This window comes from Granulicella sp. S156, assembly GCF_009766105.1.
Classification (GTDB): Bacteria; Acidobacteriota; Terriglobia; order Terriglobales; family Acidobacteriaceae; genus Granulicella.
The window spans coordinates 198,188-210,681 of the sequence record NZ_LMUH01000001.1; the positions used below are offsets into that span (position 1 = coordinate 198,188).

A 12,494-nucleotide genomic window follows, 5' to 3' on the forward strand; every position below is an offset into this window, starting at 1 on the left:
GATGCATTTTTTAGCCCTGGCGCAGCACCACACGTGGTGCAGGCCCCAATACCTGTCAGGGCGGCGTCCAGGTTAACAAAGTGGTAAAATTGACCCTATTGATATGCCACTGAAAACCCTACTCCTGAACCCGCCTTCTTTTGAAAATTTTGATGGTGGAGCCAGTTCCCGCTGGCCTGCTACTCGCGAGATCGAATCCTACTGGTACCCGGTCTGGCTGGCTTATCCGGCGGGCATGCTGGAAGGATCGAAGCTGCTGGACGCGCCCCCGCACCACGTCTCCGCCGAGCAGACCATCGAAATCGCGAAGGACTTCGAGTTCCTCGTACTCTTTACCTCGACCGTCGGCTGGGCCGGCGATCATGGATTGGCTCGCGCCATCAAGCAGGCAAATCCGACGATCAAGATCTGCTTCGTCGGCCCCCCGGTGACCACCGACCCGGATCGCGCCCTGAATGAGTGCGAAGTCCTCGACTTCGTCTGCCGCCGCGAGTTCGACTTTTCGGTGGTGGAGTTTGCCAACGGCAAGCCGCGGAACGAGATTCTGGGCATCAGCTATAAGGACGCCGATGGCGTCATCCAACACACCGCGGATCGCCCGCAGGTCGAAGACCTCGACGCGATGCCCTGGGCGACGAAGATCTATGCGCGCGACATGGATGTGACACGCTACAACGTGCCCTTCCTGCTGCACCCGTATATCTCGCTCTATTCGACGCGCGGCTGCCCGGCGCAGTGCACCTTCTGCCTGTGGCCCCAGACGCTTTCGGGCCATGCCTGGCGCAAGCGGTCTACCGACGACGTGGCCGCCGAGATGGCCTGGGCGAAGCAGAACTTCCCCGACGTCAAGGAGTTCTTCTTCGATGACGACACCTTCAACATCCAAAAGGTTCGTACCATCGAGCTTTGCGAGAAGCTGAAGCCGCTCGGCATTACCTGGAGCTGCACCTCGCGCGTTACGACCGACCGCGACACCCTCAAGGCCATGAAGGAAGCGGGCTGCCGCCTGCTGATCGTCGGCTTTGAGTCGGGCGATCCGCAGATCCTGAAGAACATCAAGAAGGGTGCGACCGTCGAACGTGCGCGCGACTTCGTGAAGGATTGCCATGATCTTGGGCTGATCATCCATGCCGACTTTATTCTCGGCCTTCCGGGTGAGACCAAGGAGTCGATCTGGAACACGATCAACTTCGCGAAGCAGTTGGATTGCGAGACGATTCAGGTTTCAGTTGCCCATGCCTACCCTGGCACGGAGTTCTACGACTACGCCAAGCGCAACGACTTCATCACCAACGAGAACATGGAAGACGGCGGCGGCCACCAGATGGCGCACATCGAGTACCCCGGTCTCCCGACCGAGTACGTGATGGAGATGGTGCACAAGTTCTACGACGAGTACTACTTCCGTCCGAAGGCCGCGTTCCGCGTGGTCTGGAAGGCGATCGTCAACCGCGACGTCCCACGTCTTTACGTCGAGGCCAAGAGCTTTATGAAGCTGCGTGCGCAGCGCAATAAAGCAGCCCGCGCCAAGAAGGAAGAAAACGCTCTGAAGCAGCAGGAGAGCGTGAGCATGAACGCCTAGCCTTACCGCTTAGCTTCGTGCGATTGGAAGCATAGAACGGCCGGCGATTCTTACCGGCCGTTTCCTTTTGTGACTGGAGTTGAAGTTGAATAAACACACGCTGACGCCAGGACGGTACCTTGTGCTGCTGTGCGTGATGCTGACGGCGAGCGTCGGCGATACGTTTCTTTCGCATGGCATGAGCCAGGTCGGGAAGGTGGATATGCATCACCTTGGGCTGCTCTTCGTGGCGCTGAAGAATGTGTGGGTCATCAGTGGGATCGTGCTGTTGATCGGCTTTTTTGCCAGCTACCTTTCAGCCCTGAGTTGGGCAGACCTTACCTTCGTAATGCCTGCTACCGCATTTGGATATGTGATCGTTGCGCTGCTGAGCCGGTTCTGGCTGCATGAACACCTTTCAATCTGGCGCTGTCTCGGTATTGGCATGATCGTGTGCGCGGTGGGCTTTGTTGCGAATGGGCCGTCGAGGACTGAACACTCTCTGGAAGTGATGGATTCGGGGGTGGGCCGATGATCGCGAATGCGTCACTGCATGCGTGGTTTGCGATCTTTGGCGTAGCCGCACTGGCCGTTATGGGCGAGGTACTGACCGCCGGAGCGATGCGGCGTATCGGCGATCTGGACGACATACGTGCCGTAAGCGGCCTGCCAGGCGCGATTAAGGCCGTGCTGAGTAGCCCGATGTTCGTCATAGGCGCTCTAGCCATGGCGCTGAACTTCTTCATGATGCTCTATGCGCTGAGCCTCGCGGATGTGTCGCTTGTAGCTCCGGCTACGGCCTCGCTGACCTATATCGGCAATGCGATTGCGGCGAAGCTTTTTCTGCGGGAAAACGTGGACCGGCGACGCTGGCTGGCGGCGGTGTTTGTCGTGATTGGCGTTGCCTTGTTGGCCCACTGATCGTATTCTGGCAGGCATGAAGCTGGAGCAGCGACTAACGGCAGCGCAACTTGCCGCGATGACGGTTGCAGGCTCGCTCTTGCTGTATGCGGGCGTCTGGCAGATCGCTCTCCCTTACCACCTACATATTAGGCCAGATCATGGTGGGGGGGATTTCTTGTGGGCCGCGAGGTTTGTGATCGCATGCTACATTCTCCCTCTCGCATTGGGAGGCTGGATGATGTATGACGGACTTGCAGCGTTCCGGCGTGGCGTCGAGGATACGATTTGGAGCGAGCCTTCGCTAGCGAAGCTTCGCGCACAGGTGAATCGCGGAATCTGGAGCGCAATTGCCTATTTAACGTTCGCGGCAGTGATCGGAATGATCTTCTTCGATCTCTTTAGCCGATTCGGGAGAGGGCATCACGGAGGTTCGCCCGTAGGAGCGATGGCTTACTTTTCCGGCTCACCACTCACCTGCCTTATGACCCTACGAAAGGTGCTTCAACCAAAGCGCGTCAGAGAACCTCGCGTCTGGCCTGGTGATGTTAAGCCGCTGGTCTCCGAACACTGGGGCGAGGGTAGTGCCTCACACCAAAGCTCTTAGAACCTGTTTAAAAGCTGTCGCGGCGCTATTGCCCATGATTGTAGCGCCTCAGACTTTTGTGATGACTCCTTGGTATTCTTCGCCGCTACGAACGAAAAGCGGTCGCTCACGCGACACCCCACCCTTTGCCATTGAATATCTTGCGACTCCAAAATATTGTGCAGCAAAGGATGGGGCACCCGATTGTCGCTTGTCCTTCCGCCCTATCGCGATGCAGATATCCGCATCAACCCGCTAGCCGGTAAATCTGGCGTAAGAAAGCCTGCAGCATTCCCCTTCGCTTTCGCTATAGCGTCAGCAGCAAGTCTCCCACTGCGAACCGCACCCTCCATCGTCGAAGGCCAACCAGTCCTCGTCCAATCGCCCGCAAGGTAGAGGCCATTCCCCGCTACATCAACAGAAGGACGAAAACGATCCAACCCGGGCGTAACGGAGAACGTCGCGCGAGCTTCTTTCAGAATGCCTGCCTTGAGCACCTGGGCTTCGCGCGCTGCGGGGAAGAATCTGCCAAGCTCTTCCAAGGCAGAAGACACAATCTGTTCGCGGGTCTGCTGCAGCTCCGCAAACGATCCGCTGATGACCAGTTCCAGATACTGCCCTGGTCCCTTCTCCGCTTCGGGCTCGTCGCGGCGAATGCGTGTCTTGTTGAATACCCACTGAATGCGCGTGTCGAGAAAAGCCGCATGATCCAACGGAGTAATCTCACGATCGAACCACAGGTGGATCGTTGTGATGGGCGCGTGGGAGAACTGCTCCATATTCGACACAACCCTCGTCACGGCATCGTTCTTTTCAGGAAGCGTCTGCAGCAGACGTGCGGTCTGTTCAAACGGCAGCGCCAGCAGAAGTTGAGGCGCACGAAAGAGCGAGCCGTCCGAGGCGATCGCCTGCCAGAGGCCGTCTGCCTGCTCGAGGCGATCGATGCTCGTACGCAGGTGCAGCGCAGTTCCCTGCTGTTCTGCCAGACGCGCTACAGATTCATAGAACTCCGACATCGGCTGTGTTGGAATGCCGAGCCGTCCGCCTTCGGCAGACTTCAGAAACGACTCATGGAAGACCTGGCCCGCATAGCGCGTCGAGCAGCGCTCAAAGCTATCATTGAGCGCACCGACGATGACCGGCTCCCAGAAGTGCCGGATCGCGCGCGCTGTCTGCTTTGTCCGCTTGAGCCACGCGGAAAACGGCTCGTCATCCGACTGCGGATAGCCACGCATGAACTCGAGCAGCCCAAGCGCGATGCGCGACTTGTCGGCGAGTGAGAGCATCGAGGCGCCCAGAAAGCTGAGCGAGGAGTGTCCAGGCGCCGGAAGCCACGAAGGCCCGATATCGCTGCGGCGAGTCGCTCTGCCGGCCTGCTCCGGCTCGAGAAAGGTGATCCGGTCGTACCAGCGAATGTGCCGGTCAGCCCCGGAGAGCTTGCACAGGTCGATGAGATTCGTACAGCAGCCAAGCAGTACATGCTGTGAATCGATGACCTCCGCCAGCGCCGGGTGCGGGTACGAGTAGGCGCGGCCGCCGACATAAGGCTTGCGTTCCAGCAGAGCCACCTGCGCCCCCACGCCGGAGAGCGCGACGGCAGCGGCGAGGCCCGAGAGCCCGGCACCGACAATCAACACATCCGATTGTGCTGCGGTACTCATGCGAAGAGGCGAGTCCTCAAGGATTGCAGAAGGCCGACAAACAAGATCGCGAGCTTTCGCGAGGTCGGCACCGACACGCGTCCGCGAAAGACCGCGGCAGGATCGGTGGCAATGAGGTTGAGCAGTCCACGGTAGATCCGCACCAGAACCCGCATCGCGGCGCGCGAGTCCGGATCGAGCAGTGGAATCAGTTCGTCGGCGCTGCGATAGAGCGTCTGCGCATGCTTCTCAAGGCCGCGCAGTAACGCAATGTCCGCCTTTTGGGCGGTCGCGCCTTCCGTGAGGGCCCACAGATGGGCGGGCTCGACACCATGCTCACTCAGTAGATCGGCGGAAAGATAGATGCGTCCACGCTCTACATCCTCGCGCACATCACGCAGGATGTTCGTAAGCTGAAACGCAACGCCGGTATCGACTGCCAGCTGTTCGGCACGGCGATCTTTATAGCCAAAGATGCGAATGCAGACGAGCCCGACTACCGAGGCTACGAGGTAGCAGTAGTGATGCAGCGCGGCAAAGTTTTCGTAGACCTGCACCGTGTGATCAAAACACTGGCGGTCCTGCACGGTAATCGTGGTAACACCCTCTGGGTGCGGGTTGAGGTCGAGAGTTGTTCCAGCGACAAGCTGTTCCAGCAGATCGTCGGGAATCTCAAAACGTTGCTGCGCGTCTTTGAGGGCGAGGAAGACAGGATCGTTGGTCGATGAGGTGCGCGACTCTCGCCACACAGCCGTCCAGGCGGCCATCGCCTCACGGCGAGCCTCGAGCGAGAGCGACTCATCGTCTGCGAGGTCATCGGCCTTGCGCATGAAGGCATAGACCGCGCACATGGCGTCGGACTTGTGCTGCGGCAGAACACGAAATGCGTAATAGAAGTTCTTCGCCTCGCGTTTGGCTATGGCGCGGCATTCCGCATAGGCTGCGGTGATCTCTACGGTGCTCACTTACTTAACTCCTGGGCCGGTTTACGCGCGGGCCGCAGGATTGCTCCAGCTTTTCCGAGCAACGCCCCCCCCAGCAACTGCAGCTTCGCGGACTTGGTAACGACCGGGCGAGAACGCAGCGTGTCATAGCCCTGTGCAGCAATGGCGTCCAGAATGGCATGGCCACCCTTGGCGAATAGCGACAGCGTTGCGGCAAGATCGCGATCCACCAGATCCACAATGCGTTCCCCCACCAACAGTCGCGCCCGCACATCATCGACAAGAAACTTCATCATCGCCAGGAAGTTCGTATCGAAGCGGCGAGCATGAATCTGCTCGTCCGTTACGCCAAAGCGCTGCATGACATCCGCAGGCAGATAACGGCGTCCGCGTGCGTCGTCTTCCACGACATCCTGGTAAAAGTTCGCCAGCTGCAAGCCCGTGCAGATGTCGTCGGACAACGCGAAAAGCTCTTCCGAATGATAGCCACTCACGAGAAGCACCAATCGCCCAACCGGGTTCGCCGAGTAACGCGAATACTCCTCAAGACTTGCGATCGACTCGTGATGCGTGTGGATCTGGTCGTGCTCGAAGGCCGAGATGAGATCGTCAAATGGCTGGATGGGCAACGAACGCTGCTGGATGGACGGCTGTAACGCAACGTAGACCGGATGCTTCGAATTTTCGGGATGCGAAAAGCACTGATGCAGCATCGCGCGCCACTCGGCAAGCAGACGCGTTGCCGTTGCGGTGTCCGCGACCTCATCGCCCAGATCGTCCGACGTGCGGCAGAAGGCATAGACACTGTGAAAGTGCGGCCGCAAAGCTGCCGGGAGAAAGAACGTCGCGACGTGGAAGTTCTCGTAGTGCGTCGTCGCGAGATGTTTGCACCACTCCTGTGCCTCTGCCAGCGAGGGACGGGTTGCAGGTGTGAGGTAGAGAGGAGGCGCTCCAAGGAGCGAATCTTCAAACCAGCTCTCCGGTGAAAAAGCCGCTGCTGCACTCATTAAAGGCCCACTTTCTCTGCATAAGCGAACTCTGGATGCAGTTCCTCTGTCCGGCGGCCGGGAAAGATCGCCGTCTTGATCTCAGGCACAATACCCTCGGCCGGCCGCACTAACATGCGAGCGAAGACCTCAGGAACCTCATCGAGGGTAGCTGTACCTGTAAGAAAATCCTGACACTGAAAACGCCCTGAACACAGCAGATCAAACGCGGCTCGCGCTGTCGAGGGCGTGTGATGAAAACTCGCCTTGAGGGTGAGATCGGAGTAGTGCAGCAGGTTGGTATCGAACTGCACCGAGGTGCCTGCCGGGGGCCCGCCAAACAAGTTGATAAGGCCACCCTTGCGCGCCATATGCACGGCCCACTGCCAGGTCTCCGGCGTGGCGACAGCTTCGATCACAACGTCCGCGCCGCGGCCCTCAGGAGTGAGCGCGCGAGCTGCAGCAATGGGGTCTATGACATCGCCGATCCGCAGTACCTGTTCCGCTCCAAACCGGCGCGCCGTGCCCACCTGATCCGACCGCTTAACCACCGCAATAACGTGCAGGTCCATCAATGAAGCGGCATGGATAAAGAGGAGGCCAATGGGCCCAGCCCCCAGCACAATAACCGTCTGCCCAGCCTTTACCTGGGACTCCTCCAGCCCTCGGATCACGCACGCCAGCGGTTCGGTAAGCGCGGCATGCTCGAACGGCATCGCCTCAGGAAGCCTCAGGGTATTCTTCGCGGCAATACGCGCTGGAATGTTGATGAGCTCGGCGTAGGCTCCATTGTTAAACAACAAATCGTCGCAAAGACTCTGCTGGCCCTGTTTGCAGAAGAAGCATTCGTCACAGGGCGCGGAGTTCAGCGGAACCACACGATCACCAGGAGCGAAGGCCGTAACGCCTTTGCCCACTTTGACGACCGTCCCCGCCACCTCATGCCCGAAGAGGCGATTAAGGGTCAGCATCTTCGCGTGGTATCCACGGCGAAACACCTTGAGATCCGTGCCGCAAGTCAGCGCGGCTTCTACACGTAACACCAGTTCGCCAGGACCCGCCACGGGCACAGGAACACGCTCCACCCGGAGATCTTCCCTGGCATGCAGCACAGCGGCTTTCATCGTCTTGGCCATCACACACTATTTTCTCATTTAAAAGGAAATCCTTAATGCAGAGGCCATCGCGGGGTCCCAGATGGGACCAATGGGCGGCCACCGCCTAAAAAGGGGCTTTCCCCGAGCTGGAGATGTGATGCTCGTGCGGCATGTAATGCATCTGATAATCTGAGCCACAGCGAACCGCATGAAACTTGTCTCCCCAGGAGCCTTCGCGAAGAACATCGTTGCCTCGGTGCAGGAGTATTCCTTGCTGTCCGGGCGCGCGATCGGCAACATCTTCTCGAACCCGCGTTATATCGCCGATACCTTCACGCAGATGGACTCCATCGGCGTTGGGTCGCTGCCTATCGTCGTTCTGACCGGCTTTTTTACAGGCTGCGTTCTGGCCCTGCAGGCCGCCGTTTCGCTGAAAGAGTTTGGCGCTATCAATATGACCGGGAAGCTGGTCGCGCTTTCGATGGTCAAAGAGCTTGGCCCCGTGCTGACAGGGCTGATGGTATCCGGCCGCAACGCCTCCGGCATGGCGAGCGAGCTGGGATCGATGAAAGTTACCGAGCAGATCGACGCCATGCGGGCGCTGGGTACCGACCCCATTCGCAAGCTGGTTACGCCGCGCCTCGTAGCGACGGTCTTTATGCTCTTCTTCCTGACCATCATCTCGGACGCCTGCGGCACAGGCGGCGGAGCGTTGGTCGCCGTAGTTCTGTTACGCCTCAATGGGCCGGCCTTCTTCCATACGGCCTATATGTCGCTGGTCGGGGGCGACATCGTGGAGGGTCTGGTGAAGCCGCTGTTTTCGGGCTTCATCATCGCGACCATTGGCTGCTATTACGGTTTGCGGACCACGGGAGGCACGCAAGGCGTCGGCAAGGCCACGACCCAGGCAGTCGTCGCCTCTTCGGTCCTCATCATTCTCGTCGACTTCCTTGTAACACAGCTCATGATCGGGATCTTCGGGAGATAACGGCGATGCCCCTCTCCAGCCCTGAAATCGCCGCTTCCCCCTCGCTGGAGATGCCGCCGGGTGCGGCGGTCGTCGAGTTCAAGAACGTCTCCATCGGCTTTGACGAGAATCAAGTTCTTCGCGACATCTCGTTCCGTGTCGAACGAGGCGAAACTCGCATCATCCTTGGGCCGGCCGGCGGCGGAAAAAGTACGCTATTGAAGCTCGCCAATGGACTAATTGCGCCTGATAGCGGTGAGATCTCGATCTTCGGCAAGTCGCTGACCGGCATGTCCGAGCGCGAGATCTTCGAGCTGCGAGCGCACATTGGCATGGTGTTTCAGGAGAGCGCGCTCTTCGACTCGCTCACGGTGGAAGACAATGTGGCCTATCGCCTGCACGAAGAGCATGTCCACGAGGCCGAGGCCCATGATCGCGTCGTCGAAGCCCTGCGCTTCGTCGAACTGGAGAAGGCGATCGACAAGTTTCCGCCGGAGTTGAGCGGCGGTATGCGGCGGCGCGTCTCCATTGCGCGAGCCATCATCAGCAGGCCCGACCTCATCCTCTACGACTCCCCGACAGGCGGGCTCGACCCCATCACCTCGACGACGATCATCGAGCTGGTGGTGAAGCAGCGAGATGTCTCCCACACCACATCGCTGCTGATTACGCACCGCCTGCAAGATGCTTTCACGCTGGCAACCCACCGCTACAGTCAGTCGACAGGCCACATGGAGCCGATCCCTAATGGAGAGTTGGACCCCAGCACTAAATTTCTCGTTTTCAACGAAGGAAAGATCGTCTTCGACGGCACGACGCGGGAGTTAACGCACACCGAGGATCCCTGGCTCAAGGCCTATATGGAATAGCCTACTGTGCCCCCACGGCCAGTGTTCGGTGAAACAGACTCAAAGCAAGTCCAAACATATCGCGTGCCAGCTCCGCATCGTAGCGAACGCCTTCGTCGCGCAGAAACGCATGTGCACCGTTGACCTCATGCCAGTTCAGCTTGGTGCCCACCTCATTCAAGCGTGCCAGCACCTTCATGCGGCCTTCGGTTGGGATGTGCGGGTCCTGGCGCCCCCAGGCCATCAGCAGTTCCCCTTTGATCTCGCCGGCACGCGCGATTGAATCGTCGTTCATGCCCAGACCGAGACTGCCCTTATGAATGTCGGTCGCATAAAAGCAGACAGCGCCAAGCACCTCCGGATTCATAGCCGCACGGAACGCGAGGTGGCCTCCAAGGCAGATGCCCATGACGCCGAGACGGCCTGTGCAGTCGGGTCGTCCGGCCAGATGCGTCAGCACGGCGCGGGCGTCGCTGTCGTAGGCTGCAACTGGCTTGGCTGTCTTCAGCTCGTTACCACGGTCCGAGCCGGCCTGGTCGTAGGCGAATACGGTGCCTGCGGGTTCGTACTCGTGATAGATCTCCGGCACGGCAACGACATAGCCGTTGCTCGCAAGCTGCACAGCGGTCCGGTGAATCGGAGCCGTCATCTGAAAGATCTCCGAGTACATCAGGATGCCCGGAAATCTCCCCGGAGCGGAGGGCCGCACGATGTGCGTCCGCATGATGCCTGTGGGGGTTTGCAGATCAACGTACTCATTGTCGATGACGATCATTCGGACTCCAGGGAGAGAAGTGGGCAACCATCGCCGAGTCTACTATGCGTGGCCAATAGTATCGGCCACGCCCCTAGATTAAGGCACAAGCATGATCTGAGATTGCCAGTATGTACTTTTCATCTCTGTTGGATCGACCACGGTCACCTGGCAGTCGTACTGGCCAGGTGGAAGCTGTGGGAAGTCGAGGCTGAAGCTAAGAGGCACCATTCCAAGACGACTGCCCGCCGCGGGTGTCACCGCTATCGGCTGCGTCTCGAAGACCTTGGCCTGATCGCGATAAAAACTGACGAACGCGACGAGCGGCCTGGGAGTCGCTGCAGCCTGCTCGTACGCCTGCAGATAGACATACATCTGCCGGCCTTTGCTGAAGACCCGCGTCACGCTCGGCATCAGCTTCTTTCCATCCTGCACCAACGGGTTGGCGGCGGCATTTTTCACCTGGTCTTTGCTCTTCTCTGCGTTGTAGAGAGCGTCCTTGAGGTCGGTGCGCTGACTGCTCAGGACCACCGAGCTGATGGGAACACGCTTCTCCTCTTTGTTCAGGTTCGGGATGACGAAGTTAGTTTGATAGGTACCGATTCTCCCCGTCTCATCGTCGCGCGCCAGAAATTTAATCATGTACTTGCCCGGCAACAGCGTAAATCCAGTGTCGTATTCGATCGGCAGATGCGCGAGTTCAGCGGCGGTTTTGTCCGTTAGCTTGATGTTCGTATCGTCGCGAACGTTTGTTACCGTTGATCCACCATAGATGTCCTTGATCTCATAGACGAAGTCGATCAACGTGTGGTCAGCGCCGCCCTTCTTGGCTAGCGCGAGTTCGCGGCCGGGGATCTTCACCACCATTGGAACGAAGTACTCCGCGCGGTTCAGCTGGAAGTAGTTGATCTCCATCGCGATGGTGAGTTCGGTAATGGGGTCTTCCAGCATGAGTGCGTCTTCAAGCTGGCGCTCCTTATCGGCGACCGTGAATTTACTGAATTCTTTGCCGGCATAGTAGCCCTGGCGAAAGTCGAGCTTGGCCTCTGCGTTGTTGTTGAGCGTGACCTTGATCTTGCGGAACTTGCCATCGAGCGCGGAGTTGGTGGTGTAGTACTCCAGAATGTAATAGTCGGAGATGGCCTGCTGGGCCTGCACGATTCCCCTGGTGAGGTCGTTGTAGTCGAGCAGGGCCTTGCCGCCAGTGTCGCCGGCGAGCGCAAACAGCGTGTCCTGCGACTGCTGGAAGTTGTTCGTCGTAGCCAGTGCCGCAGCGCCGGTGTACATGCCCTGATTGCCCGGCGAGCCTTGTGTGGCATCGCCAAGCGGCGCTTCGGCGACAAGGCCTCGTGCGTCAATCGGCCAGAACGAGACGCCGGCGCGAATGGCTGCGTCAACAGTGGCATGAAGCTGCGCCTGGTTATCGACGCCGTTCAATCGCATGCCACTGGCAAAATAGATCAGCGCTTTCTTCTCGTTTAGCTGGCCGAGCATCTGCGCGGCGGTTTGCAGCGCGGAGAGCTGGCGGTCGGTATTGAAGACGTTGAACTCGCTGTCGTCCTGGCCAAAGGCGGCGCCGGTATCGGCACTGCTGGCATCGTCGGCAGACTCAATAGAGCCCTGGCCCTCGCCCACAATCAGCGTCTCTAGAATGCTGAGAAGCTTGTTGCGGTCGGCCGTGAAGTCCTGCAGAACATCGACCGAGCCCCCTCCATAGCGAAGGATGGAGACGAGATCCACCGCCGTCATCTGCGTGCGTATAAACTTCTCGGCGGCAGAGAGTGCGCGCAGCTGGTCACCAGGAGGCATGGCGCGCATGTCGAAGTAGAGCGCGAGGAGGCGGCGGTCCTTATATTTCAGGTTCTCAGGGGATTCCGGGGCGACCTGGGTATGTGCGAGCCGCCTATAAATCTTGATGTCTTCCTGACCGGCCGGTGTCGGCGGCACGGGAAGAGCCTTTGTCGGGAGTGTCTGGTGTTCGCAGAAGCGAATCTTTTGCGGCACACCGTCTTCGGTAAGCGTGAAGTCCTGCGCGGTGAGACCACTGATGGGATTGCCCTGTTTGTCTTTGACGACGACACTTTCAACGACCAATTGCGAACGCACCGACAACGTGAAGGTGTCGCTGGCGCCGGGCGCCTTGTTCTGTCCGATCGTCTGGGCGCCGGCACTGATAGCCGCGAGAAGAAATATTGTAAGCAGCGATCGCAT

At 59.0% G+C, this 12,494-nt stretch carries 12 protein-coding genes; 6 read left to right on the forward strand and 6 right to left on the reverse strand.

Annotated elements, in window-relative coordinates:
- Window positions 1-103 precede the first annotated feature (103 nt).
- The 4 genes from hpnJ to GSQ91_RS00975 all read left to right on the forward strand — a co-directional run bounded on the left by hpnJ (window position 104) and on the right by GSQ91_RS00975 (window position 3,068).
- Window positions 104-1,582 (forward strand): hopanoid biosynthesis associated radical SAM protein HpnJ, encoded by a 1,479-nt coding sequence (gene hpnJ, locus GSQ91_RS00960; protein ID WP_158819379.1) that lies wholly within the window; start codon window positions 104-106, stop codon window positions 1,580-1,582.
- An 85-nt stretch (window positions 1,583-1,667) separates the two neighbouring features.
- Window positions 1,668-2,096 (forward strand): EamA family transporter, encoded by a 429-nt coding sequence (locus GSQ91_RS00965; protein WP_371417050.1) that lies wholly within the window; start codon window positions 1,668-1,670, stop codon window positions 2,094-2,096.
- Window positions 2,093-2,482, forward strand: a complete 390-nt coding sequence (locus tag GSQ91_RS00970; protein ID WP_158819380.1) for an EamA family transporter — start codon at window positions 2,093-2,095, stop codon at window positions 2,480-2,482. Before GSQ91_RS00965 ends, GSQ91_RS00970 begins: the two co-directional genes overlap by 4 nt.
- Before the next feature lie 16 nt (window positions 2,483-2,498).
- A complete protein-coding gene (locus GSQ91_RS00975) occupies window positions 2,499-3,068 on the forward strand; it encodes a hypothetical protein (RefSeq protein ID WP_158819381.1) in 570 nt (189 codons plus the stop codon).
- A 203-nt stretch (window positions 3,069-3,271) separates the two neighbouring features.
- Here GSQ91_RS00975 and hpnE read toward each other — a convergent pair whose 3' ends face one another.
- Genes hpnE through GSQ91_RS00995 form a run of 4 tightly spaced genes read right to left on the reverse strand, consistent with a single transcriptional unit; the run spans window position 3,272 to window position 7,753 of the window.
- Window positions 3,272-4,708 carry a hydroxysqualene dehydroxylase HpnE gene (gene hpnE / locus GSQ91_RS00980; RefSeq protein ID WP_158819382.1) on the reverse strand — a complete coding sequence of 479 codons (1,437 nt, stop codon included), beginning with the start codon at window positions 4,706-4,708 and terminating at the stop codon, window positions 3,272-3,274.
- Window positions 4,705-5,652: a phytoene/squalene synthase family protein gene (locus GSQ91_RS00985; RefSeq protein ID WP_158819383.1), complete on the reverse strand. Its 948-nt coding sequence runs from the start codon at window positions 5,650-5,652 to the stop codon at window positions 4,705-4,707. Before GSQ91_RS00985 ends, hpnE begins: the two co-directional genes overlap by 4 nt.
- The gene (gene hpnC, locus GSQ91_RS00990; protein WP_158819384.1) at window positions 5,649-6,638 is read right to left on the reverse strand and encodes a squalene synthase HpnC; all 990 of its coding nucleotides are present in this window, start codon (window positions 6,636-6,638) and stop codon (window positions 5,649-5,651) included. The genes GSQ91_RS00985 and hpnC overlap by 4 nt, the downstream gene beginning before the upstream one ends.
- Window positions 6,638-7,753: a zinc-binding dehydrogenase gene (locus GSQ91_RS00995; RefSeq protein ID WP_254064299.1), complete on the reverse strand. Its 1,116-nt coding sequence runs from the start codon at window positions 7,751-7,753 to the stop codon at window positions 6,638-6,640. The genes hpnC and GSQ91_RS00995 overlap by 1 nt, the downstream gene beginning before the upstream one ends.
- 169 nt (window positions 7,754-7,922) lie before the next feature.
- On the opposite strand from GSQ91_RS00995, the gene GSQ91_RS01000 reads away from it, so the two are divergent.
- Window positions 7,923-8,702 (forward strand): ABC transporter permease, encoded by a 780-nt coding sequence (locus tag GSQ91_RS01000; RefSeq protein ID WP_158819385.1) that lies wholly within the window; start codon window positions 7,923-7,925, stop codon window positions 8,700-8,702.
- 5 nt (window positions 8,703-8,707) lie between these two features.
- A complete protein-coding gene (locus tag GSQ91_RS01005) occupies window positions 8,708-9,550 on the forward strand; it encodes an ABC transporter ATP-binding protein (protein WP_158819386.1) in 843 nt (280 codons plus the stop codon).
- A 1-nt stretch (window position 9,551) separates the two neighbouring features.
- Here the strand turns inward: GSQ91_RS01005 and GSQ91_RS01010 are convergent, their stop codons facing one another.
- Both GSQ91_RS01010 and GSQ91_RS01015 read right to left on the reverse strand, forming a co-directional pair.
- Window positions 9,552-10,304, reverse strand: coding sequence for a dienelactone hydrolase family protein (locus GSQ91_RS01010; RefSeq protein ID WP_158819387.1), 753 nt, complete (start codon window positions 10,302-10,304; stop codon window positions 9,552-9,554).
- A gap of 78 nt (window positions 10,305-10,382) precedes the next feature.
- Window positions 10,383-12,494 carry a VWA domain-containing protein gene (locus GSQ91_RS01015; RefSeq protein ID WP_158819388.1) on the reverse strand — a complete coding sequence of 704 codons (2,112 nt, stop codon included), beginning with the start codon at window positions 12,492-12,494 and terminating at the stop codon, window positions 10,383-10,385.

Bases quoted from the DNA above. Each gene is read 5' to 3' on its own strand.
- GSQ91_RS00995 (WP_254064299.1), bottom strand. From the start codon at position 7,753: ATGGCCAAGACGATGAAAGCCGCTGTGCTGCATGCCAGGGAAGATCTC.
- GSQ91_RS00975 (WP_158819381.1), top strand. From the start codon at position 2,499: ATGAAGCTGGAGCAGCGACTAACGGCAGCGCAACTTGCCGCGATGACG.
- hpnC (WP_158819384.1), bottom strand. From the start codon at position 6,638: ATGAGTGCAGCAGCGGCTTTTTCACCGGAGAGCTGGTTTGAAGATTCG.
- GSQ91_RS01000 (WP_158819385.1), top strand. From the start codon at position 7,923: ATGAAACTTGTCTCCCCAGGAGCCTTCGCGAAGAACATCGTTGCCTCG.
- hpnJ (WP_158819379.1), top strand. From the start codon at position 104: ATGCCACTGAAAACCCTACTCCTGAACCCGCCTTCTTTTGAAAATTTT.
- GSQ91_RS01005 (WP_158819386.1), top strand. From the start codon at position 8,708: ATGCCCCTCTCCAGCCCTGAAATCGCCGCTTCCCCCTCGCTGGAGATG.
- GSQ91_RS00970 (WP_158819380.1), top strand. From the start codon at position 2,093: ATGATCGCGAATGCGTCACTGCATGCGTGGTTTGCGATCTTTGGCGTA.
- hpnE (WP_158819382.1), bottom strand. From the start codon at position 4,708: ATGAGTACCGCAGCACAATCGGATGTGTTGATTGTCGGTGCCGGGCTC.
- GSQ91_RS01010 (WP_158819387.1), bottom strand. From the start codon at position 10,304: ATGATCGTCATCGACAATGAGTACGTTGATCTGCAAACCCCCACAGGC.
- GSQ91_RS01015 (WP_158819388.1), bottom strand. From the start codon at position 12,494: ATGCGATCGCTGCTTACAATATTTCTTCTCGCGGCTATCAGTGCCGGC.